Below are 22426 nucleotides of genomic sequence, written 5' to 3'. Positions count from 1 at the left end.
GCCCACATAGGCGCTCTGCCTGTGCCGGTCAGCTTGCACCGTAGAACCCGGTGCAAGCTGACCGGCACAGGCAGAGCGCCTATGTGGGCAGGGACAGCGCCCCGACGGCTGGGGAGGAGATGTCACACGGGAGACCGATTCCAGCGGATCATGAAATGATCGAGGGTATGGCTGATACCGCACCTTCAAGGGTGAACCTCGCATCGACATCCACTCCGTCGGGCCTTCCCCTGGCACTCGGGCCGCTGGACGGCCGGTACAGAGCAGCCGTCGCACCGCTGGTCGATTACCTGTCGGAGGCCGCCCTCAACCGGGACCGCGTCCATGTGGAGGTGGAATGGCTGATTCACCTGACCCGAAACGCCGTACTGCAGGGGACGGCACCGCTGAGCGGGGACCAGGAGGCCGCGCTGCGCACGATCGTCACCGACTTTGACGGCGGGTCGGTTGCTGAACTCGCCGAGCTTGAACGCGTCACTGTGCATGACGTCAAGGCGGTCGAATACTTCATTGGACGCCGGCTCCCCGAGATCGGGATCTCCCAGCTGAAACCGCTGGTGCATTTCGGGTGCACGTCGGAGGACATCAACAACTTGTCCTACGCGCTGGGTGTCAAGGGCGCCGTCGAGAAGGCCTGGCTTCCCGCCGCCCGCTCCCTGACCCAACAGATCTCGGAGATGGCCCGCGAGTCGGCGGCTGTGCCGATGCTGTCACGGACCCACGGGCAGCCCGCCACTCCCACCACGCTGGGCAAGGAACTCGCCGTCGTCGCGCACCGGCTGGACCGTCAGCTTCGGCGTATCGAACGCACCGAGTATCTGGGAAAGATCAATGGAGCGACCGGCACCTACGCCGCCCACTACGCATCGGTTCCGGGCGCCGACTGGCAGAAGGTGTCCCGGGACTTCGTGGAAGGGCTGGGACTGACCTGGAACCCGCTGACCACCCAGATTGAGTCGCACGACTGGCAGGCCGAGTTGTACGCCGATGTGGCGCGGTTCAACCGAATCCTGCACAATTTCTGCACCGATGTGTGGAGCTACATTTCGATCGGGTACTTCGCTCAGGTTCCCGTCGAGGGAGCCACCGGTTCCTCGACCATGCCGCATAAGGTGAACCCGATCCGTTTCGAGAACGCCGAGGCGAACCTGGAGATCTCCTGCTCGCTTTTGGACGTGCTGGGCGCAACCCTTGTCACCTCGCGGTGGCAGCGCGACCTCACCGACTCGTCGTCCCAGCGCAATATCGGGGTCGCGTTTGGCCACTCATTGCTGGCCCTGTCGAACGTGGCGAAGGGCCTGGAACGGCTGGATGTCGCCGGCGCGGTGCTCGCCGCTGACCTCGACTCGAACTGGGAGGTTCTGGGCGAGGCAGTGCAGATGGTGATGCGGGCGGAGGGGCTGGCCGGCGTGCCGGGCATGGACGATCCCTACGAACGCCTGAAAGAACTCACCCGCGGACAACGGGTGGACGCCGCCCGAATGCAGGAGTTCGTTGCCGGCCTGGGACTTTCCCCGGACGCTGAGGCACGGCTGATGGCGCTCACCCCGTCGACCTACACCGGAATAGCGGAGCGGCTCGTCAGCCATCTTGGCTAGATGTCACGGCACGATCGCCTCCCGGATCCGGGCGACAACGGCGCGGGGCTCCCGTGGGCGGGCCGGGCGTCCCCCGAGATGCATGTGTAGCTGGAGGAAGTGTTGAGCGGCGTACTGGCAGGTTTCGCGATTGTCGGTGCCGTGATCATGGCCGGCTATATTGCTGCCCGCCTGCGGATCGGCGGCCCGGAGACGGTGAAGGCGCTCACCCAGACAGCCTTCTTCATCACCAACCCGGCGCTGCTTTTCACCATTCTGGCCCAGGCTGACCTCACCGCCGTCGTGTCCGCGTACCTGCCGATCGCCCTGATCACCGCTGTCTTCGCCGCCCTCCTGTACGTCGTGGTCAGCCGGATCTGGTTCCGCCGGCCGGCCGCGGAGACCGTGATCGGCGCGATGGGCGGGTCAATCGTGAACGCTAACAATATTGGCATTCCCATCGCCGTCTACGCGCTCGGCAACGCCACGGCGGTGGCCCCGGTCCTGCTGGTGCAGCTGCTCTTCCTCACGCCGCTGTACCTGACCATCCTGGATCTGTCCTCAGGGCGGAAACCGTCGATGGCCAACATCCTCACCCAGCCGTTCCGCAACCCAATGATCATTGCCTCGTTCCTCGGTCTGGCCGTGGGCTGGGCTGGGCTCGACGTACCGCAGCTGATCTGGGAACCACTGGAACTGCTGGGCGGGGCGGCGGTTCCCCTGGTGCTGCTGGCGTTTGGTATGTCGTTGCGCGGTAGTCGGCCGTTGCGGGCCAGCGAGGGCCGCACCGAGGTCATCGTGGCCACAGTGATCAAGGTCTTCATCATGCCGGCGTCGGCGTACCTGCTCAGCAGGTTCGCCTTCCAGCTGGACGACGACATGGTGTTCGGTGCCGTGGTGATGGCAGCCCTGCCGGCCGCGCAGAACGTGTTCCTGTTCGCGGGCCGGTACAACCGGGGACTCACCGTAGCCCGGGACGTGATCCTGATTTCCTCGATGTTATCGGTGCCAGCCCTCATTCTCATCGCCTGGCTCCTCACCTAGGTGTACTGGGCCAGGTAAGGCAGATCAACCCAGCGCCGTGACGGTTTTGGCGTAGCTGTCCCAGCGCCGCATTGCTACTAGCTGTCCTTCCGGCATCGTCGTCGAGAGGACCGCCAGCGCGTCGGCGAGGCGCTCCGGCGGCACGGCGTTGGCGAGGGTGATGTGCGGGACCCAGGCGTCCGGCAGCGTGGTGCCCGCTGGTCCCTCGAGCTGGCCGACGTCGTGTACGCGGCGGTGCAGCGCCACCAGTGCAGCACCACACACCACCTGGCGAGCTAGGTGTACTGGGCCATGAGGTTGGTGACACTCGGGTGATGGGTGTGGTTCCGATGCCGGTGTGGATGCGTTCAGTGTTGTAGTGCTTGAGCCAGGGTGCAAGGGCTTCTTGGCGGTGGGTGCTGCTGCTGAAGATCTGGCGGTATGCCCATTCGGTTTGCAGGGTGCGGTTGAAGCGTTCGGCTTTGCCGTTGGTCCAGGGGCAGTGGGGTTTGATGAAGCGCTGGGAAGCGCCGAGATCGGCCACGGCCTGCTTGAAGGCTGCGGAGTTGCGGTAGGCGAACGCGTTGTCGGTGATGACGCGTTCGATCCGGTCGATGCCGTGGGCGGTGAAGTACGCGGCGGCGCGGGTGAGGAACCCGGCTGCGGTGGTGCCCTTCTCATCGGGCAGGACCTCGGCGTAGCCCAGTCGGGTGTGGTCATCAATGGCGACGTGCACATAGTCATAGCCGATGCCCCGACCCCGGACCTTTTCTGAGCGGCCGTGGGCGCGCCAGCCGCCGCCGTCCGGGATTCGTCCGAGTTTCTTCACATCCAGGTGTACCAAGTCACCGGGCAAGTCGTGTTCATACCGGGTCATCGTGGCACGGGAGGCGCGGATCGGGGTCCCGGTCAGCGGGTCACAGTCGGCCAGGCGCGGCACCTGGTGGCGGCGTAGAATCCGGGCCACAGTCCGTGCCGGGACTCCCGTGGTGGCCGCGATGCGCAACGGCCCGAACCGCAACCGGCGTCGGGCGTCCAGGACCGCCTGTTCCCGGTCCGGGCTGGTCCGACCCGGTGAGGTATGGGGTCGGCTCGAGCGGTCCTGCAACCCGGCGGGTCCTTCGATCCTGAACCGTCGAACCCATCGGTAGGCGGTCTGCCGGGACACGCCGAGTTCCGCGGCAATATGCGCGACCGGCCGGCCCGCGGCTACCCGATCAACGAGCAATCGTCTTCCATGAACTGTCAGGCGGGCGTTAACGTGAGACACGAGGACCTCCGAGCACGAAGTGTGGGAACTAGACAGCTCCACTTAGCCCGGAGGTCCTCCTCCTTTTCAAGACCCTCGCGTCAACAACGTCCCGGCCCAGTACAGCTAGGACGTATCCCCTCCGGCCAGCGTTGAACAGCAGGATCCCGGAACACCCGAAGGCCAGGGGGAGCCCCACGCCCTCACCCAGCTGCCCATCCCGGCCATCGGTGATGGTCGGGGCCGCCACCAGGGTGATATGCGGCCGGTTGTGCGGGGAGGTGTGGGACGCCCGGCTGGGCAGTCCGGCCGCGAGGAGGGCCTCCCAGTCGCGACGGAGAAGCTGCTCCGAAGCCTCGTCCGGGAGCAGCTCGATGCTATCCACCGGGTCGGCTCAGCGCGGATGGCGGCGGAAATCTCCGACGCCCTCCGAGCCGTCCCCCTCGGAGCGGCCGGTCCGAGGATCGAACTGTGGTCGCTGGTACGCCAGCTCGCCGCCGCTGCGGCCACCGAACGGCCGACCATGGTCGGCGTACTCCTCGCGGAAATAGGCAAGGCACCAGGGCCCGAGTTGAATCCGCGCGCCGGTCCGGAGCACCGACGGCCCCGCAGGGTTGATCCCGCCGCTGACGGGTCCGTGCGGAATCAGCACGTACTCGTCGTCGTCGTTATGGACCACCTCGGCGTGCAGTGCTTCCAGTCCCGGCAGGACCAGGTCGACGTCGTCGGCGCTGCCGATCCTGGTGGCGGCAGGAAGCAGGTTGAACTCGCGGGGCACCTGACCGTTCCAGGTCGCTGAGTCCTGGACGAAGATCAGCCGGGCCCGACCACTCCCGGGGGTGTGGTGCGTGGTGGTGACCTTCCGGCGAATCTTCCGGTTGACGGTGGGCACCAGGGGAAACGGTGTCGTCGGCGGCACCAGACCGGGTGACGTCGACGCGGCGGACCCGCGCACGCTTTTCGCCAGCGGCGCGAGGGCACCGACGGATCCCAGCCGAATGTGCGGGGACCGGGTCAGCAGCCGCTGCACCCGTGGCACATCGACTGCCCCCAGGCTCACCAGGTTGCCCTTGGGGCCCGTCACCGACACTGCCACACCCTTGTCGGCGAGTGACTTCGCGAGCTCCCGGACGGCTTCGAGGGTGGGCGCAGTGGTCCCGCCGAACGCCTCGGGCTTGTCGAGGTAGACATCCACAGTTGAACCGTTCGCGGTGACGGTTCCCGTGACCGTGGTTGAGTCCTGGTGGTCGGTGGTCGGCTCGGTCACCGAAAACTGGAGATCAATCTCCAGCCGGATTTTCGCTGCCACGACTCAGTTACGGTGGGTGTCGGAGCCTGCTGCGTCGTTGTCACTGGTGGTGACCCGCAGTGTTCCGTTCAACTTCCAGGTGGCGCGGGGTGCGTCCGGGCCAATGTCGCGGGGAACTTCGACGGTCATGTCGATGAAGCTGTAGTTCACCGCTGCGCCCTTGCCGGTGAGGTAGCTCCACATTTCCTCGGCGAGATCCGCCCAGTCGCGGATGTTGTGGTTTCCCTGGGCTTCTGGGGAGGTGTTTTCAGTCATGAGTGATTCCTCTAATGGATTCTGCACAATGACAGACGCCCTCTACCCGTCTGACGCTAACCATTCCACCTTAGTACGCAGTTGATCTGGCGACCAGCGGATCGGTCTACTTTCATTTGATCTCATCTGGGCAAGGACTGCATGGTGGACTGGACCTTACTGCGCCTGGGCCTTGCGCTGCTCGCTCCGCTTCTTGAGGAAAATGGCGCCGAGGATCCACCCACCGAGCGCGGTGACGATCCACACGATCAGGGTGCCGAGCACCCAGGCCGAGACTCCCCGAATCTGCAGGCCACCGTCGAAGAACGAGGCAATGAACAGGGCGATCAGCGTGGTGACGAGTCCGATCCCGCCCAGGACGGGCGATGCGTACTGCCGCGCTACGTTGAACACGAATGGGCCCAGAATGCCCTGCGCAAGGGCGAACACCAGGACGGCCACGGTGAAACCCGCTGGCTGCAGGGTCACTCCGGGGATCAGCCAGCTGGCGATGAGGAGCCCGAGGGCTACGGTCACCAGGTTGATGATGGCATGGAGGAGAAACCGGATCATGAGAACCTCGCTCTCTGGGACATCTTGCCCGCTCGATGCGCTTATCGTTCCACCGCACTCCACCGTCAAGGCTCACCCGTAGCGGGTGGTCTCGGGACCCTGGGGCCTACTCCCAGATGGGATCGTGGGTATTGATCTGCTCAATCGCTGACTGGATTGATGCCAGCTGCGCGGGGCTGCGGCCATGGCCCGGCAGGACTTGCGCCCACCCGTCCACTGCGACATCGCCAAAATTGTGGCCGTGGCTGGGCGGAACCGCCTCGCTGACGAGCATGTCGGTCACCAGGTGCAGGAAGGTCACGCCGGGGATCCACCGCATCGAATCGCTCACGTCCGCGCCACGCCCTCCCGATGCAGCAGGTCCGGCCAGCCACTCGGGCCGCTGGATAATCACCGTGGGATCAAGCCACGTGATCGGGTCGGTGGCGTGTTGCAGGTAACCGAGCCGGGGCTGCCGCCATTCGCCACCCAGCCGCTCGAAGTCCCCCGGCTTGGACTGCCACCGCACGTCCCTGCCCTGCTGGTAGGTGGGCTGCCAGACGGGACTGCCCGCGTCCCGGGTTTCCTGCAGGGTGCGCCACGGTTGCGAGTTCGCTGGTGGACCGGTGAACAGGGCCGCGTCGGTGCGCGACAGCAGGTCAGCCAGACCCGCGAAGCTGCCCTGCATTCCCTGTGCACCCAGACTGAGTCCGTACACCGCGAGGCGGGGCCGGTCGCCGTCGGGCAATTCCGCCCAGCGCTCATACACAGCGTCGAAGAGTGCACGACTGGAAGCGGCGGCCAACTCCGGGTCGAAGAGGAAGGACACCCAACTGGGCTGAAAGGAGTACTGCATGGACGCTGTTGCGGTGTCTCCGCCGTACAGGTACTCCAGCGCTGCGATGGCCTGCGGCTCAAGCCATCCTGATCCGGTGGGCGTCGCCACCACCAACACCTCGCGGTCGAATCCACCAGCCCGCTCCAGTTCCTCGACCACCAGTCGGGCTCGTTCCACCACACCGGCACCCTGCGAAAGCCCGGCGTAGACGCGGACAGGCTCGACGGCGTCGGCCCCTGTCACCTCACCAATATTCCGTGCGCTCGGTCCGCCTCCGGCGAACGCGCGCCCCTGGCGGCCCAGACCGTCCCACTCGGCTGCGGACTGGGGCGACCCGGATCTGGTAGCCACCGCCGGTTGCCCACTGCCAGAGAGAGTCTGCGCATCGCGGCCCTCGTAGATCTGGCTGACCGCTCCCAACCCTGCCCCCACCACGACCACTACCAGGAGCACCGTCGCCACGAGTCCCGCGCCCCTCCCGATCCAGCGTGCAGCCTGTGGCGACGCCCCACGGCGACCCGCCACGCCCGACGCCAGGCGGCGCACCGCAGAAATGCCTCGGAAGATCCCGAAGCATAAGGCGCCAGTAGCCAGCGCGCTCAATACGGCGGTGAGGTAGCCGGGCCCATCGATCGGCTCCATTTCCACCAGCGCGCGGACCTCGTTCTGCCACGACACCACCAACGCCCCGTACCCGATCGCGTAGGCAACCACACCGGCGCCCACGATCAGCCCCCACCGAACGGCGGACCGCGACGGGACGGGGGTGGTCGGCCGCCGACGGGGTGCAGGGGACCCGAATCTGCGGGACACCACCCGACCCAGGGCACGGAGCGCAAACCCCAACTGGAAGCCGAGCATGAGCCACAGCCCTGCAAGAAATCCCTGGAACACCGTGGGACGGGGCACCAGCGACGGGGTCAACGCCAGGGATGCCAGTGCCAGGGCGCACAGCAGGTTGATCCAGTTGTCCCGGAGGTAGGCGGCACCGCCCTGTAGAAGCCTCACCTCCCCGATTATTCCGCTAACTGAGAGGAAGTGGGGCGATGATGTCCATCCTGGCTGGGGTCTCCGCCGGTGCTGGGCTCCGTTGCCCTACAGCCACCGCCCCGCTTCCTCCCGCAGGCGGGCCTTCTTCTCGTCGTCGAATTTGTCGTAGAGGCTGACCATCATCGATGAACGGGGGTTGCGGCTGAACATGTCGCGGTGGTCGCTGACGAATTGCCAGTACAGCGCGTCCCAGCTGTCCTGCCAGGGGCCAGCCGGGAAATTGCTCATCTTCTTCAGGTAGTTGCTGCCGCTCACATAGGGCTTGGTGGTGATCATGTTCCCAGCCGCGTATTGGCTCATCGCGTACACGTTGGGGACCATCACCCAGTCGTAGGCGTCGATGAACATTGCCATGAACCATTCGTAGACGGCGTCCGGGCCGATCCGGAGCAGGGCCATCGCGTTGCCCAGGACCATCAGCCGCTCAATATGGTGCGCGTAGCAGGTGTCCATGACGCGGCGGATGACGACGTCGACCGGCTCCAGCCCGGTGTCCCCCGTCCACCAGCCCTGGTTGAGGGTACGGTCAAACCCGAGGGTGTTACTGGTGCGCATTTCACGGCCGCGCAGCAGGTAAGCGGCCCTCATGTACTCGCGCCAGCCGATGACCTGCCGGATGAACCCCTCGACGCTGGCGATCGGCGTGTCATGCCGTCCCGCATGATCCAGGGCCACATCCATCACCTCCAGCGGGCTGAGAAGCCCCAGGTTCAGGCTGGAGCTGAGCGCCGAATGGAACAGGAAGGAGTCGGGGGCAGAGATGGCGTCCTCGTAGGGGCCGAAGTCTGCGAATCGGTCGTTCAGGAACGCCTCGAGCGCATCAGCGGCCTGCCGGTGGGTGACCGGCCAGTTGAACTCCCCGCCGGTGCCCGGATTGTCGGGGAACTCGCTGGCCACCCAGTCGATAGCGTCCCGCACCTCGGCGTCGGCGTCAAAGCGGGGCAGGTCCGGCAGCGTGGTCCCCCGGGGGAGCTTCTTCCGGTTCTCGGTGTCGAAGCTCCAGCGTCCGCCGACGGGGCCGCCGTCGGGCTCAACCAGGATGCCCAGGCGCAGCCGCTGCCACTCGTAGAAGTTCTGCATCCGCCAGCCGTTGGTCCTGAAGTATCCGGTGAGATCATCCTGACTGAGGAGAAACCCCGGACTGGTCCTGACCTCCGGGGACAGTCCACACTTCCCGAGGGTCGCGGCGAGCCGCTGGTTCAACCAGTCGTCGACGACGTCGAAGTAGCTGCACCGGGTAGCGCCGACCTCACCGAGCAGGGCACCCAGACGTTCCTGGCTGGGAGCAGCAGCCGAGGACTCGAGGTATTCCACCGTGTAGCCGGCATCCCGGAGCCGCTGCGCGAACAGGCGCATGCTGGCCCGGTGGAGCACCAGCTTCTGCTGGTGAAAGCGGTAGTGACGGAAGAAGAGGTCGTCCTCCACCAGGATGAAGCTCTCCGACGTGGGCGCTTCGAGGTGCTCCTCGAAGAGCTGGTGTGGGAAGACCAAACGGACGTGCACAGTTTTGCTCCTTCTCCTGCACCTTCGGTGCATCTGCTCCGCTGCAATGCTTGCACACCGGTGACGCCGTACGGGCTGTTGCTAGGGTGTTGAGTATGACTCGATTCGCTGTTCATGTTGCCTGCGCCGACGGCCAGAGCATTGACACCTTCCAGCTGGACACCGGGGCGGGTACGCTCACGGCCGGCCCGTCCCTGACGCTGGGATCGAAGGTTCAGTGCCTGGCAATGCACCCCGAAGACCGCATCCTGTATGCCGCGCTGGCCACCAGCTCGCCGACGGTGCGGGCACTGACCGTCGACGGACAGGACGGCTCCCTCACCCCGGTCCAGGACGCTGACCTGCCGGCAGGGATGGCGTACCTCAGCGTCAGCCCGGCGGGCAGCGTGCTGCTCGGCGCTTCCTACAATGACCATCTGGTCAGCGTGATGGCCCTCGACGCCGACGGCGGCATGCTGCCCGACACCACCTTCACCGAGGCGCCGGGTGAACACGCCCACGCCGTCGTCACCAGCCCCGATGGCCGGTTTGCCTACGCCACCGCCCTGGGCGATGACCTGATCGTGTGGTGGGCCCTGGACCCAGTCACCCCGGCACTGACCAACCGCGGCCAGATTGCCACTCCGACCGGCAGCGGACCGCGGCACCTCCGCTTCTCTCCTGCCGGGGACACCCTGTATGCGCTTCATGAAATGTCGGGAGACATCGCAGCCTACGCGTGCGACCCCGAGACTGGGGCCCTTACCGAGCAGCAGCGGATCTCCTCGGTGTCCCCCGGGCTGAACCTCGTGCCGGGTCGGGTCCGGGACGGGTCCGGGCCGGAACCGGCTGCCAACGCCATCTGGTGCGCTGAACTTCAGGTCTCCCCTGACGGTCGCTTCCTGTACAGCACCGAACGCTCCAGCAGCACGATCGCCGTCGTCGCCGTCGCTGCCGACGGAACGCTGACCCTTGTCGACACCGTGCCGACTCAGGCGCAACCCCGCGGGATGAACATCGACCCCACGGGGGGTTTTCTCCTGGCGTGCGGGGAGGCGTCCGGCGGACTGACCCTGTACGCGATCGACCCGGAGAGCGGCGCGCTACGCGAGCGCGAGAGCCTCGACAGCTCGGCGGGGCCTCGGTGGATTGAGTTTTCGCCGCTGACGTAGGGTCCTGCCTGCTCCTCCGGCACAGGAACAGCTCCAGCGGCCCAGAAAAGTGGTGGAGCAGCAGCCTCGTGGTGGGACCACCACTGATATGCGGGTCCGCCACTTTTCTGATGCGCTTTAGCCGGTTTTGACCCGGTAACGGGTCTGGACGGCGCCGCCGGAGAGCACCTTCGTATCCTCGTGCGTCAGCGGGATGTCAGCCGGTAGTGAGCCGAAGAGAGGTTTACCATCGCCGATCAGCACCGGCACCCGGGTGAGGGTCAGCGTGCTGATCAATCCCTCCGCCAGGAACGTTCGGACCGTCCGGCCGCCGTCGACGTACACGTGCCGGGCACCGTCGTCGTCAAGCCGGGCCAGTGCCTCGTCGAGGGACCTGACCACCGTGATCCGGGGATCGGCGGAGTCAAGAGTGGTGCTGAGCACCAGCACCGGGGTGTCCCCGTAGGGCCACTCCCCGAAAGACTGCACAATCTCGTAGGTGCTGCGCCCCATCACCATGTGGTCCACCAGCTGCATGAACTCGGTGAACCCGGCCGCCTCAGGATCATTCGCGCCGTCAGCCGGAGCGTCCGCACCCCCGGTCAGCCAGTCGAGGTCGTCGTCGGCGCGGGCAATCATGCCGTCGACGCTCATCCCGATAAAGACGTGCCCCTGCCAGCCCCTGTTCCCCATGGGGTGCTCCTTCCCGGTGGTCATCAGCTGTATTTTTCGCAGTCTAGCCCTGTCGGAGAAATTTGATCTATGGCAATGTGAACGACGTACACATTGGTTGAGACCGGGTAGGAGCCGACAATGTCTGATGCCAAGCTGTTTGATACCAAAAATGCGTTCAGCGGAATGTCGGTGGACAACATCGACGCCGCGCGGGAGTTCTACAGCGGGACCCTGGGACTGGAGGTGGTCACCAACGAGATGGGCTTCCTTGAAGTTCATCTGGAGACGGGCGGGATCATTCTGATCTACGGCAAACCCGACCACGAACCGGCGTCGTTCACCGTCCTGAACTTTGCCGTACCGGACATCGATGAAGCAGTTGACGCCCTCAATGCCGCGGGGATCAAGACCAAGATCTACGAAGACGGACTGCCGACCGATTCGAAGGGGATCATGCGCGGCAACGGCCCTGATATCGCCTGGTTCAAGGACCCTGCGGGCAACGTCCTCTCGGTGCTCACCACGGTATAACCCCCCTCCGCCGAACCGTGAAATCTGGCGGGTTGAACCCGGGATGAGTCGCCAGATCCAACAGTTCGGCCCGTGGGACGGGCAAGGTGCCGGCGGGGTTTTGGTGCTAGGAACGGCCGGTAAGCGCTCCGGCGAGGCTGTCGAGCGCCCCGGGAACCAGCGAGTAGTAGGCCCAGACGCCGCGCTTCTCACGGGTCAGGACGCCCGCGTCCACCAGGATCTTCAGATGGTGCGAGACGGTCGACTGCCCAAGATTGAGAGGCTCGGTGATGTCGCACACGCACGCCTCGGCGTTCTCGCTCGAGGAAATGATCGACACCATCCGCAGCCGGTTCGGGTCAGCGATGGCCTTGAACTGGGCAGCCAACGACGACGCCGTCTCCACCGACATCGCCGGCTCGCCCGTGGGGGTGCAGCAGGCGGTCAGGGTATCGGGAGGTGCGGTCACTGCGGTAGTCATCCATCCATTATGCACTGACATTGACATTCGTCGATGTGTTGGGAAATACTTCAGGCATCGACGACCATCGATTTATTAGATGGTCATCCCCCGAAGTTCAACGGAGCCCCTTGAGTACCCAAACCCCTCCCGCCGAAGACACGGCCGGCAGACTGTCCACCCTCGACCGGCTTCTCCCGGTCTGGATCATCGCCGCCATGGTGCTGGGCATCGCGCTCGGCCAGTTCATTCCCGGGATGGCCGGCGCGCTTGACTCCCTGGCCATCGGCTCGGTATCCCTGCCCATCGCCGTCGGCCTGCTGGTGATGATGTACCCGGTGCTGGCCAAAGTCCGCTACGACCAGACCGGAGCGGTAATCAAGGACCGGAAGCTCATGATCACCTCACTGGTGATCAACTGGGTCGCCGCACCCGCATTCATGTTCATTCTGGCGTGGGTCTTTGTTCCGGACCTGCCCGAATACCGCACCGGCCTGATCATCGTGGGCCTGGCCCGCTGCATCGCCATGGTGATGATCTGGAACGATCTTGCCTGCGGCGACCGCGAAGCAGCCGCGGTACTCGTCGCCATCAACTCGGTCTTCCAGGTCTTCGCCTTCGGCGCGCTGGGCTGGTTTTACCTGCAAGGGCTCCCGAGCCTGCTGGGACTGCCCACCACCAGTGCCGACTTCTCCTTCTGGGCCATCACCATCAGCGTCCTCATCTTCCTGGGGATCCCGCTGCTGGCCGGGTTCCTCACCCGGACCATCGGCGAGCGCACCAAGGGGCGCGACTGGTACGAGGACAAGTTCCTCCCAAAGCTCGGACCCTGGGCCCTCTACGGACTGCTATTCACCATCGTGATCCTCTTCGCCCTCCAGGGCGACGAAATCCTTGCCCGTCCGCTCGACGTCGCCCGCATTGCCTTGCCCCTCCTGATCTACTTCCTGGTGGTCTTCGCCGCGGGCATGGTAATCGGCAAGCTGCTGAACCTTGGCTATGCCAAAACCACCACCCTCGCGTTCACCGCCGCTGGCAACAACTTTGAGTTGGCCATCGCCGTCGCCATCGGCACCTATGGCGTGACGAGCGGCCAGGCCCTGGCCGGCGTCGTCGGGCCCCTCATTGAAGTTCCCGTTCTTGTTGCACTGGTCTATGTGGCCCTGTGGGCGCGGAAGCGCTTCTTCACCACCGACCCCCTGACACCCGCAAAGGAAAGCTCACATGTCTGATTCACCGACCAAACCCTCGGTCCTCTTCGTCTGCGTCCACAACGCCGGCCGCTCACAGATGGCCGCCGCGTTCCTGACCACCCTCTCCGAGGGCAGGATCGAGGTCCGCTCCGCCGGATCGCAGCCAGCCGAGTCCATCAACCCGTCAGCGGTGGAGGCGATGCGTGAACTCGGCATCGACATGTCCGCTGAGATCCCCAAGGTGCTGACCGACGACGCCGTCAAGGACTCCGACGTCGTCGTGACCATGGGCTGCGGCGACGAATGCCCCTATTTCCCGGGCAAACGGTACGAGGACTGGGTGCTGGAGGACCCGGCGGGCAAGGGCGTCGAATCCGTACGCCCCATCCGCGACACCATCAAGGGCCGCGTCGAGACGTTGATCGCTGAGTTGCTGCCAGCATGAGCGGGCTCCCAGTCGTCGTGATCGGGGCGGGGCCCACCGGACTCGCCGCTGCAGCCCACCTGCTGGAACGCGGCCTACAGCCGTTGATCTTCGAAGCGGGTGCGACGGCGGGCGTTGCCATCAGCGACTGGGGCCACATCCGGTTGTTCTCGCCGTGGCAGTTCAACATCGACGCCGCAGCGCGTCGGCTCCTGGAGCCCACCGGATGGACTGCGCCACGAGGTACCGCACTGCCGTACGGGGCTGAGCTGGTGGTCGACTACGTGGCGCCGCTAGCAGCCGTGCCGGCGATAGCCGAGGCACTCCACCTCAAGACCCGGGTCATCGCCGTAACCCGCCAGGGCATGGACAAGACCCGCACCAGGGGCCGTGACACCCAACCGTTCCTGGTCCGCGTCGACGGCCCCAACGGGGTCGAGGACCATCTGGCTCGGGCGGTCATCGACGCCTCCGGTACGTGGGACCAACCGAACCCCCTCGGTCAGGGTGGACTCCCCGCTCACGGCGAGAGCGCAGCGGCACGATTCATCACTCACCCGTTGCCCGACGTGACGGGCGATGACCGGGACAAGTTCGAAGGCAAGCGGGTGATGGTCGTGGGTGCCGGGCATTCAGCGGCAAACACCCTGATTGCCCTGGGACAGGTAGCCAAGGCCACCAGTTCAACCTCGATCATCTGGGCCGTCCGCGGTACCGGTTCCGCCGACCGCCTCTACGGTGGCGGCGACCTCGATGGCCTGCCCGCCCGGGGCCAGCTTGGCTCCCGACTGCGCCAACTGGTTGAGGACGGCGTCGTAGAACTCAGGACGTCCTTCACCATCACAGGGTTCTCGGCGGACGAGGCGTTGACTGTTCACGCCTCCGACGACTCCGTCGACGTCGACATCCTGATTCCGGCAACGGGATTCCGCCCGGATCTGGACATCCTGAAAGAACTTCGCCTGGAGCTGGATCCGGCGGTGGAAGCGCCGCGAGCGCTCGGACCACTCATCGACCCCGAATTCCATAGTTGCGGAACGGTGCAGGCGCATGGAGCAAAAGAACTGGCCCATCCCGACAAAGACTTCTACCTCGTGGGGATGAAAAGTTACGGGCGCGCTCCCACCTTCCTGATGGCCACCGGCTATGAGCAGGTGCGGTCAGTGGTGGCGGCGATCGCTGGTGACATGGCCGCCTCAGCGGAGGTCCAGCTTGACCTCCCGGAGACCGGAGTCTGCAGTACCGATCTGGGTGGCTCCTGCGACGCTCCCGCATCGCCTGCAGACGCCGAGGCTGACAACTGCTGCGCCGCGCCGCAGCTGGTCAGCCGCGCCGCAGCTGGTCACCATTGGCGTTCCGACGGGAACGCTCCACGGTCGCTCCAACGACCCCGACTACTAGAACCAGCACTGGGTAAACACACCAAAGATTCACCTCAAGGAGCAAAGATGTCCTCTCGATCCCACCCAATGCCCGGCCTGATCAATGATGAGCATGTTCTGCACCGGGTCAGCGGTGAGCTGGCCAGGAAGTTTGAGGGCGTGTTCAGCCCAGAGATGGTGGACCGCTATGTCTTTGAGTCCTACACGGCGCTGGCCAGGACGGCCAAAATCAAGACCTATCTGGCCTCCATCACCAAGCACTTTGCCGAGGACCGCCTGGACGCCCTCGCCCATGCACAGGGCATCCGTCCCAGCGGGAAGCCTGAGGTCCTGTTTGTCTGTGTCCAGAACGCGGGTCGGTCACAGATGGCTGCCGGGTTGCTCAAGCAGTACACGGAGGGCCGCATCAATGTGCGGTCGGCCGGATCGATGCCGGCTGAGCACCTCAACCACAATGTCATTCATTCCATGAGTGAGCTCGGCATCGATCTGGGTGCCGAGTTCCCCAAGCCACTCACCGACGACGTGGTCCGCGCCGCCGACGTCGTCATCACCATGGGGTGCGGCGACACCTGCCCGATCTATCCGGGAAAGCGGTACGAGGACTGGCAGGTGGAAGACCCCGCAGACCTTGACCCCGCCGGAGTCGCCCGTGTGCGTAACGAGCTGGCCGAGCGGATCCGCACCCTGGCCACCGAGCTGCTGGGCGAGTAGCGGAAGTCAGGAACCGCCGCGGTCCGAGGACTGCAGCAGATCCACCAGTTCCAGGAGCTGCTCCATTTCAGCGGTGGACTGCTGGTTTGCCCCGCTGCCGGCAAAGAAGGCAGCTTCGTAGTAGAGCCCGTCACCCATGAGCTTCACCGCGCGGGCAACCGTGTGGCTACCCAGTGCCGCTTCCAGCGCCTCCAGCCAGAAGGCCTGAATCCGGGCAAAGTTCTGCTGCGCCTTGGGGTGCCCCTGCTGCGCCAGCCGGGCCATCGCCACCAGCGCACGGTCCAGGGCACTGTCCTCATACACCGAGGTTCGCACGTAGTAGCGGGCCGCGCCGTCGGGGTCGGCGGCCATCAGCTCACGGTCCCGCGCCGACAGAGCGAGCAACCGTTCCCCCAGGGCGTCCACCAGGGCCTCCTTGGACGGGAAGTGATACAACAGGCCACCCTTGGAAATGTCAGCTGCGGCGGCCACTGACTCCATGGTGGCGGCCCGCTCCCCGTCGCGGATAAGGATGTTCTCGAAACTGTCGAGGATGCGCTCTTTGGAACTAGCCATATGCTCATCGTAACGTTCTCTTCAGCTTTACTGTACCGGCTGGACGGTATAGTATCGAGAAATGAGCAACTCGACCCATCTCTCTAAGCCGACCCCTGGAGCGGCTGCCCTCACACCCGCTGTCGGCCGTGCTGGCCGGCGCGAATGGACAGCCCTCGTTGTCCTCATGCTCCCCGTCCTCCTGGTGGCCGTCGACAACACGGTGCTCGCGTTCGCCACCCCGGCCATCTCGCTGGCGTTCAACACCAGCGGCACCACGCTGCTGTGGATCATCGACAGTTATCCGCTGGTCCTGGCCGGCTTGCTGGTGGCCATGGGCAGCTTCGGCGACCGGTTTGGCCGTCGTCGGCTGCTCATTATTGGAGCGATCGGTTTCGCCGTCTTCTCGGTCGCCGCAGCCTACTCGCCCACCGCTGAACTGCTGGTCGCGTCCCGGGTGGGTCTCGGTGTCTTCGGCGCGATGTTGATGCCCTCGACCCTTTCCCTGCTCCGGAACATTTTCACCGACCGCAACCAGCGCCGCCTGGCCATTGCCATCTGGGCCTCGGGATTCTCGGCCGGCGCGGCCATGGGACCGTTGGTGGGCGGAGCCCTGCTTGAGCACTTCTGGTGGGGATCGGTGTTTCTGCTGGCTGTTCCGGTGCTGGTGCTGATGCTGGCCCTCACCCCAGCACTCGTCCCGGAGTCCAAGGATCCCAACCCCGGACGCGTGGACTATGCGAGCATCGTCCTGTCCGTTTCGACCATGCTGCCCATCGTGTTCGCGATCAAGAACTTCGCGAAGGGCGACTCCGTCACGGTGACCGTTGCCGCCGTCGTCATCGGGCTCACCGCCGGCACCCTGTTTGTCAGGCGGCAACTCGGACGGTCCAACCCCATGCTGGATGTGCGGTTGTTCACGGTGCGGGCATTTACCGGTGCGGTGCTGGTGAACCTGCTCGCGATCTTCTCGCTGGTCGGCTTCATTTACTTCGTCTCCCAGCACCTGCAGCTGGTTCTCGGGCTCAGCCCACTCAGCGCGGGCCTGATTCTGGTACCGGGGCTGGTGATGACCATCATTGCTGGCCTGGCGGTGGTGCCGGTGGTGCGCCGGGTGCCACCACGGATCGTCGTCCCTGTCGCCCTGCTGCTCTCGGCGGCCGCGTACGCCTTTGTTGCCGTCACCGGCCAGGGTGGCTCCGCGGCCATCCTGCTGTTCTCCTTCATGCTGCTCGGCGTGGGAGTGGGTGCGTCCGAAACGGTGTCGAACGACCTGATCCTCACCACCGTGCCCGCCGAAAAGGCTGGGGCGGCGTCAGCGGTCTCCGAAACGGCCTACGAGGTGGGCTCAGTCTTCGGCACAGCACTGCTGGGCAGCGTGCTGCTCGCCTCGTACCAGCGCAACCTCGACCTGCCCGCAGGACTGAGCCCTGAACAGGCCACCACCGCTACCGAAACGCTGGGTGGGGCCGTCAACATTGCCGCTGAACTGCCGGCCGACGGCGGCAGTCAGCTGCTGGCGTCAGCGTTCCACGCGTTCGACAGTGGAGTGGTGCTGACCTCGGGGATCGGTGCCGCACTGATGGTCTTTGCGTCGGCGCTGGCCCTGTGGAGCCTGCGGCGCGCCTAAGGATCCGGGAGGGATCCGTCAGGCGCGCCGATGCGGTCGATTCGCTAGAGGGAACCTAGGCCGTCGGGGTGAGGGCACCGGAGCAGGCAGCGCCTGGCTCGCGGGTCTGCTCGCCCTGGATGTACCGCTCGAGGAAGACCGCAAGGCGGTCATCATCGGCGGAATCGACGCCGAGCTGAAGACCCCAGGCGCTCGCCATGACGGGTGATTCCTGATCGGCGTAGGGGCTAAGCAGCACGTACCCACTGGAGCCCACCAGATCGGTGAGGGTGTCGATCTCCGCCTGGGGGAGGTCCGGCTGGTAGGTAATCCAGACGGCGCCATGCTCCAACGAGTGGACGGTGTTCTCGTTCGGGATCTCAAACGGGTAGATGCCACAGTTGGTCCAGGTCGCGTTGTGGTCGCCACCGACGGGAGGGGACTGTTCGTATTCGACCGGCGCATCGGTGTGGTTGAAGCTGAGGTCCTCGAACTCCTGCAGGCCCTCGATGGGCTGGCTCGCGAGCTCTTCGATCCGATGGTTTTCCTGGACCTGGCCCACAATCACAATGGTCACCGCAACGATGATGGCCACAACCACCGCGCCGATACCTCCGAGGATCAGCGTGGTGCGCTTCCGGTCGCTGGCCCGCTGCTTGGACTGGATGGCCGCCAGCCGCGCCTGGCGGTCGGCATTGTCCTGAGCTCGCTTCTTATTCAACGCGTGAATCCTTTTTTCCGTGGGTGTGTCTACAACAAATGTACCGTCGGTGTTACGGCAGTTCGTCCAGCATGTCTTCCATCGCCGTGATCTCGGCGACCTGGGCTTCAGCCATCTTCTCGGCGGCAACCTTGACCCGGGGCTCCTGGGCAAGCTCAGCCCCTGCCTGTGCCATCTCCGCGCCCGCTTCATGGTGGGTGATCATCAGGGTCAGGAAGATCCGCTCGGCCTCAACCCCCGAGGCGTCGGCCAGTTCCTGCATCTGTTCCTCGGTCGCCATGCCGGGCATCAACCCGTCGTCTCGCAGCATGCTTCCTCCGCCGTGGTGATCCATCGATCCTTCCATCCAGGCCATGTTGGGAGTGGAGGAGCTCTGCGGGAGCCCCCACTCCTCGAGCCAGGCATACATCTGGCCGATCTGGTGCTGCTGGGTCATCGCGATGTCATACGCGATGACCCGCACCACCTCGTCATCGGTGCGGTCACGCACCAGCCGAGACATTTCGACCGCCTGCGTGTGATGAATCTGCATGTCGCGGGCAAAGCCCGCGTCGGCGCTGTTAGCGGCGGGATGCTCGACGCCGGTTCCGACCCGGCCTGCTACAAATGCGAGCGCGAGGAGGGAGAGCACCAGCGCTCCGGCCAGGGCAATGAGCGCGCGCTTCTGCCACGTCTCGAGGTGCAGGGTCATCTACCTTTTTCCTTGTTCATCAGGCCTATCCAGTCTCTCTAACGTATTGCATGAGGCTCGGCGTTCCCTGAGAAAGATCAGGAATACCCCCCTGGGGTACTTGATATATACGGGTGGGGGGTATACTTTGGACTGAGATCAAGGAGGACCAGATGACTGACACCACCGTTGAACACGGATACACCGCCGACAAGGACGCCTACCTGCGGCGCTTACGGCGCATCGAAGGTCAGGTCCGCGGGATCGCGCGGATGATCGAGGAAGACAAGTACTGCATTGACGTCCTCACCCAGGTGTCGGCCATCAACAAGGCCCTCCATGCGGTGAGCATCGGCCTGCTGGAGGAGCACATCGCGCATTGCGTGGTGGGCGCCGCCAACGAATCCCAGCTCACCGGCAACCCCGAAATTGTCCAGGAAAAAGTCCAGGAAGCCTCAGCAGCGATCAGTCGACTGCTGCGGTAACACCTGGCCCACCTCAAGGAGCACCACCCATGAGCACCACCACCGTCAATATCTCCGGAATGACCTGCGGCCACTGCGTCGACGCCGTCAGTGAGGAAATCAGCGCGCTCGAAGGCGTCGAGAAAGTCTCAATTGACCTGAACAAGGGCGGTATTTCCACCGCCACCGTCACCTCCACCACTGATCTCGACCCAGAGCAGGTGGGCGAGGCAGTAGCCGAGGCCGGCTACCTGGTTGTCGCCAACGACGCCTAGCACCGCACCCCACCGGAGCCACCAAAGGATTCCCCATGAGCACCGACCAGCTTCCCACCACCCCCACCAGGATCGTCGAGCTCGACATCCAGGGCATGACGTGTGCCTCCTGTGTGGGACGGGTGGAACGCAAGCTCGGGAAGCTTGAGGGGGTCCAGGCAAGCGTCAACCTGCCCCTGGAGTCCGCCACTGTCACCGTCCCCGACACCATAACGGATCAGGACATTGTCGACACGGTGCAGGCGACCGGGTACACCGCCCAGCTCAAAAAACCGGCGCACAGCGCTCCGGGGCGGGGCCCGGCCGCCGATCCAGCCCTGGAAGGCACCCTTCCCGCCGACTCCGACCACCTCTCCCACGGGGGAACGGCAACACAGTTGCGCCCCCGGTTGATCGTCGCTGCCGTCCTGACCCTACCCATCGCGATCATCTCCATGGTCTCAGCCGCCCAGTTCCCCCACTGGGGGTGGGTGGTCTTCGCCCTGACCCTGCCGGTGGTCACCTGGTCCGCCTGGTCCTTCCATCGGGCCGCCGCCATCAATGCCCGGCATCTGGCGTCCACGATGGACACCCTGGTATCGATCGGCGTCACCGCAGCCTTCCTCTTCTCCGCCTGGCAACTGATCGCCGACCCGTCAATCACCGAGCACGCCGGCATGTCGATGAGTGACCACTCCCTTTACTTCGAGGTCGCAGCAGTGGTGGTCACCTTCCTCCTGCTGGGCCGGTACCTGGAAGCCAACGCCAAACAACGCGCTGGCGAAGCGCTTAAGGCGCTGCTGAGCCTCGGCGCCAAGGATGCGACAGTACTCCGTGAGCAGGACGGACGCCGCGTCGAAGTGAGGGTGCCTGCAGATTCCCTGGTCCACGGAGACGAGTTCGTCGTGCGCCCCGGCGAGAAGATCGCCACCGATGGGGTGGTCGTCGACGGTTCCAGCTCCGTCGACACCTCCCTGATCACCGGCGAGTCCCTGCCGGTGGACGTGGGCGTCGACGACGTCGTCACGGGCGCCACCATCAACACCTCCGGGCGGCTGGTGATCCGCGCCACCAGGGTGGGCAGCGAGACCACCCTGGCTCAGATGGGGCGCCTGGTCAGCCAGGCGCAAAGTGGGAAGGCTCCCATCGCGCGGCTCGCGGACCGGATCAGTGCGGTCTTCGTGCCCATTGTGCTGGCCATCTCCGTCCTGACCTTCATCGTGTGGATGGTCCTGACCGGCGACCTTCAGTCGGCGTTCACTGCGGCCGTCGCGGTCCTCGTGATCGCCTGCCCGTGTGCGCTGGGTCTGGCCACACCGACGGCGTTGCTCACCGGGTCAGGCCGCGGCGCCCAGCTGGGAATCCTCATCCGCGGACCACAGGTCCTCGAGGACACCCGGACCGTCGACACCATTGTGCTGGACAAGACGGGCACGGTCACCACCGGCAAGCTCGCGGTGACCGACGTCGTCGTCCTGGGAACACTGGACCGGGATCGCGTCCTGTCGCTGGCTGGCGCGGTGGAGGCGGCCAGCGAGCACCCCATTGCGCAGGCAATTGCCGCTGCTGCACCAAGCCATCCTGCCGTGACCAACTTCAGGAGCTCAGCTGGCGGCGGGGTGATCGGAACCGTCGTCGACGGCGGCCGTCCGGTCACTGTGGTCGCCGGGCGGTCCGGGTGGCTTCAGGAGAACGGGGTCCCTGTCACCGATGAACACCTGGCCGCGCTTGCTGACCAGCAGGACGCCGGCTCCACCGCGATCTGGGTGGCTGTTGACGGCCAGGTTGCAGGGTTAATCTCACTGAAGGACGCGGTGAAGGACTCATCGGCGGCCGCCATTGCACGGCTGAAAGACCTAGGGTTGCGGCCCATCCTCCTGACCGGCGACAACGCATCGGTCGCCCGCCGGGTGGCGGACCAGGTGGGCATTGCTCCCGAGGACGTCCTCGCTGGTGTCCTGCCCGAGGGCAAGGTGGAGGCGATCCGGAAGCTGCAGGCTGAGGGAGCCACCGTTGCCATGGCGGGGGACGGGGTGAACGACGCCGCTGCCCTGGCACAAGCGGATCTGGGCATCGCGATGGGATCCGGCACCGATGTGGCCATCGAGGCAGCCGACCTGACAGTGATGGGCAACAGCCTGGAGCAGGTGGCGCAGGCCATCGAACTCTCCCGCAAGACACTGTCCACCATCAAGAGCAACCTGTTCTGGGCCTTCTTCTACAATACGATCGGTATTCCGGTCGCAGCCCTCGGCCTCCTGAATCCGATGGTCGCGGGCGCGGCGATGGCCGCCAGTTCGGTGCTGGTGGTGGCCAACTCGCTGCGGCTACGACGCTTCGGCCGGTAGCCG

Annotated in this window: 22 protein-coding genes and 2 pseudogenes; 12 read left to right on the top strand and 12 right to left on the bottom strand. The window is 65.3% G+C overall.

Going from position 1 to position 22426, the window contains the following annotated elements; all coding sequences use genetic code 11:
• Positions 1-167 precede the first annotated feature (167 nt).
• Together purB and HMI58_RS02220 are read left to right on the top strand one after the other, a co-directional pair.
• Positions 168-1598: an adenylosuccinate lyase gene (gene purB / locus HMI58_RS02225; protein ID WP_171617979.1), complete on the top strand. Its 1431-nt coding sequence runs from the start codon at positions 168-170 to the stop codon at positions 1596-1598.
• Positions 1599-1700: 102 nt separating this feature from the next.
• On the top strand, positions 1701-2621 hold the full coding sequence (locus HMI58_RS02220; protein ID WP_171617978.1) for an AEC family transporter: 921 nt from the start codon (positions 1701-1703) through the stop codon (positions 2619-2621).
• 292 nt (positions 2622-2913) lie between these two features.
• On the opposite strand, the pseudogene HMI58_RS02215 reads toward HMI58_RS02220, so the two are convergent.
• The 7 genes and pseudogenes from HMI58_RS02215 to HMI58_RS02185 all read right to left on the bottom strand — a co-directional run.
• A pseudogene (locus HMI58_RS02215) lies at positions 2914-3870 on the bottom strand (IS481 family transposase); the annotation flags it as partial.
• A 28-nt stretch (positions 3871-3898) separates the two neighbouring features.
• Entirely contained in the window at positions 3899-4234 is a 336-nt protein-coding gene (locus HMI58_RS02210; protein ID WP_171617977.1) for a hypothetical protein, read from the bottom strand.
• A gap of 9 nt (positions 4235-4243) precedes the next feature.
• Positions 4244-5158 carry an FHA domain-containing protein gene (locus HMI58_RS02205; protein ID WP_171584780.1) on the bottom strand — a complete coding sequence of 305 codons (915 nt, stop codon included), beginning with the start codon at positions 5156-5158 and terminating at the stop codon, positions 4244-4246.
• A 3-nt stretch (positions 5159-5161) separates the two neighbouring features.
• Positions 5162-5413 carry a hypothetical protein gene (locus tag HMI58_RS02200; protein ID WP_171584781.1) on the bottom strand — a complete coding sequence of 84 codons (252 nt, stop codon included), beginning with the start codon at positions 5411-5413 and terminating at the stop codon, positions 5162-5164.
• Positions 5414-5569: 156 nt separating this feature from the next.
• Positions 5570-5965 carry a phage holin family protein gene (locus HMI58_RS02195; RefSeq protein ID WP_171617976.1) on the bottom strand — a complete coding sequence of 132 codons (396 nt, stop codon included), beginning with the start codon at positions 5963-5965 and terminating at the stop codon, positions 5570-5572.
• Between the two features lie 106 nt (positions 5966-6071).
• Positions 6072-7790 (bottom strand): alpha/beta-hydrolase family protein, encoded by a 1719-nt coding sequence (locus HMI58_RS02190; protein ID WP_171617975.1) that lies wholly within the window; start codon positions 7788-7790, stop codon positions 6072-6074.
• 87 nt (positions 7791-7877) lie between these two features.
• Positions 7878-9335: a cryptochrome/photolyase family protein gene (locus tag HMI58_RS02185; protein WP_318779270.1), complete on the bottom strand. Its 1458-nt coding sequence runs from the start codon at positions 9333-9335 to the stop codon at positions 7878-7880.
• A 95-nt stretch (positions 9336-9430) separates the two neighbouring features.
• Here HMI58_RS02185 and HMI58_RS02180 point away from each other — a divergent pair, with 95 nt between their 5' ends.
• Positions 9431-10486 carry a lactonase family protein gene (locus tag HMI58_RS02180; protein WP_171617973.1) on the top strand — a complete coding sequence of 352 codons (1056 nt, stop codon included), beginning with the start codon at positions 9431-9433 and terminating at the stop codon, positions 10484-10486.
• A gap of 117 nt (positions 10487-10603) precedes the next feature.
• Here the strand turns inward: HMI58_RS02180 and HMI58_RS02175 are convergent, their stop codons facing one another.
• Complete coding sequence (locus HMI58_RS02175; RefSeq protein WP_225668766.1) at positions 10604-11182, bottom strand: dihydrofolate reductase family protein; 579 nt, start codon at positions 11180-11182, stop codon at positions 10604-10606.
• A gap of 96 nt (positions 11183-11278) precedes the next feature.
• On the opposite strand from HMI58_RS02175, the gene HMI58_RS02170 reads away from it, so the two are divergent.
• The gene (locus HMI58_RS02170) at positions 11279-11671 is read left to right on the top strand and encodes a VOC family protein (RefSeq protein WP_171584786.1); all 393 of its coding nucleotides are present in this window, start codon (positions 11279-11281) and stop codon (positions 11669-11671) included.
• A gap of 106 nt (positions 11672-11777) precedes the next feature.
• On the opposite strand, the gene HMI58_RS02165 is transcribed toward HMI58_RS02170, so the two are convergent.
• Positions 11778-12131, bottom strand: a complete 354-nt coding sequence (locus HMI58_RS02165; protein ID WP_171584787.1) for a metalloregulator ArsR/SmtB family transcription factor — start codon at positions 12129-12131, stop codon at positions 11778-11780.
• Between the two features lie 110 nt (positions 12132-12241).
• Here HMI58_RS02165 and arsB point away from each other — a divergent pair, with 110 nt between their 5' ends.
• The 4 genes and pseudogenes from arsB to HMI58_RS14795 all read left to right on the top strand — a co-directional run bounded on the left by arsB (position 12242) and on the right by HMI58_RS14795 (position 15823).
• Entirely contained in the window at positions 12242-13342 is a 1101-nt protein-coding gene (gene arsB / locus HMI58_RS02160; RefSeq protein WP_171584788.1) for an ACR3 family arsenite efflux transporter, read from the top strand.
• A complete protein-coding gene (locus HMI58_RS02155; RefSeq protein ID WP_171617972.1) occupies positions 13335-13748 on the top strand; it encodes an arsenate reductase ArsC in 414 nt (137 codons plus the stop codon). Before arsB ends, HMI58_RS02155 begins: the two co-directional genes overlap by 8 nt.
• A pseudogene (locus tag HMI58_RS02150) lies at positions 13745-15128 on the top strand (FAD-dependent oxidoreductase). Before HMI58_RS02155 ends, HMI58_RS02150 begins: the two are co-directional and overlap by 4 nt.
• 47 nt (positions 15129-15175) lie before the next feature.
• Positions 15176-15823 (top strand): arsenate reductase ArsC, encoded by a 648-nt coding sequence (locus HMI58_RS14795; RefSeq protein ID WP_171617971.1) that lies wholly within the window; start codon positions 15176-15178, stop codon positions 15821-15823.
• Between the two features lie 6 nt (positions 15824-15829).
• On the opposite strand, the gene HMI58_RS02140 is transcribed toward HMI58_RS14795, so the two are convergent.
• The gene (locus tag HMI58_RS02140) at positions 15830-16378 is read right to left on the bottom strand and encodes a TetR/AcrR family transcriptional regulator (protein ID WP_171617970.1); all 549 of its coding nucleotides are present in this window, start codon (positions 16376-16378) and stop codon (positions 15830-15832) included.
• A 61-nt stretch (positions 16379-16439) separates the two neighbouring features.
• On the opposite strand from HMI58_RS02140, the gene HMI58_RS02135 reads away from it, so the two are divergent.
• Positions 16440-17987, top strand: a complete 1548-nt coding sequence (locus tag HMI58_RS02135; protein WP_171617969.1) for an MFS transporter — start codon at positions 16440-16442, stop codon at positions 17985-17987.
• A gap of 55 nt (positions 17988-18042) precedes the next feature.
• On the opposite strand, the gene HMI58_RS02130 is transcribed toward HMI58_RS02135, so the two are convergent.
• Positions 18043-18687 (bottom strand): DUF3105 domain-containing protein, encoded by a 645-nt coding sequence (locus HMI58_RS02130; RefSeq protein WP_171617968.1) that lies wholly within the window; start codon positions 18685-18687, stop codon positions 18043-18045.
• A 52-nt stretch (positions 18688-18739) separates the two neighbouring features.
• Entirely contained in the window at positions 18740-19378 is a 639-nt protein-coding gene (locus tag HMI58_RS02125) for a DUF305 domain-containing protein (RefSeq protein ID WP_171617967.1), read from the bottom strand.
• Between the two features lie 152 nt (positions 19379-19530).
• Here HMI58_RS02125 and HMI58_RS02120 point away from each other — a divergent pair, with 152 nt between their 5' ends.
• The 3 genes from HMI58_RS02120 to HMI58_RS02110 are packed head-to-tail and all read left to right on the top strand — an operon-like array spanning position 19531 to position 22423.
• A complete protein-coding gene (locus HMI58_RS02120; RefSeq protein WP_171584796.1) occupies positions 19531-19842 on the top strand; it encodes a metal-sensitive transcriptional regulator in 312 nt (103 codons plus the stop codon).
• A gap of 29 nt (positions 19843-19871) precedes the next feature.
• On the top strand, positions 19872-20096 hold the full coding sequence (locus HMI58_RS02115; RefSeq protein ID WP_171584797.1) for a cation transporter: 225 nt from the start codon (positions 19872-19874) through the stop codon (positions 20094-20096).
• 35 nt (positions 20097-20131) lie between these two features.
• Complete coding sequence (locus HMI58_RS02110; RefSeq protein WP_171617966.1) at positions 20132-22423, top strand: heavy metal translocating P-type ATPase; 2292 nt, start codon at positions 20132-20134, stop codon at positions 22421-22423.
• Positions 22424-22426 lie beyond the last annotated feature (3 nt).

Source organism: Arthrobacter sp. 147(2020) (assembly GCF_013116715.1).
Taxonomy (GTDB): Bacteria; Actinomycetota; Actinomycetes; order Actinomycetales; family Micrococcaceae; genus Arthrobacter_D.
The sequence above is the reverse complement of the archived record's forward strand: the minus strand, read 5'-3'. Positions and strand labels throughout refer to the sequence as shown.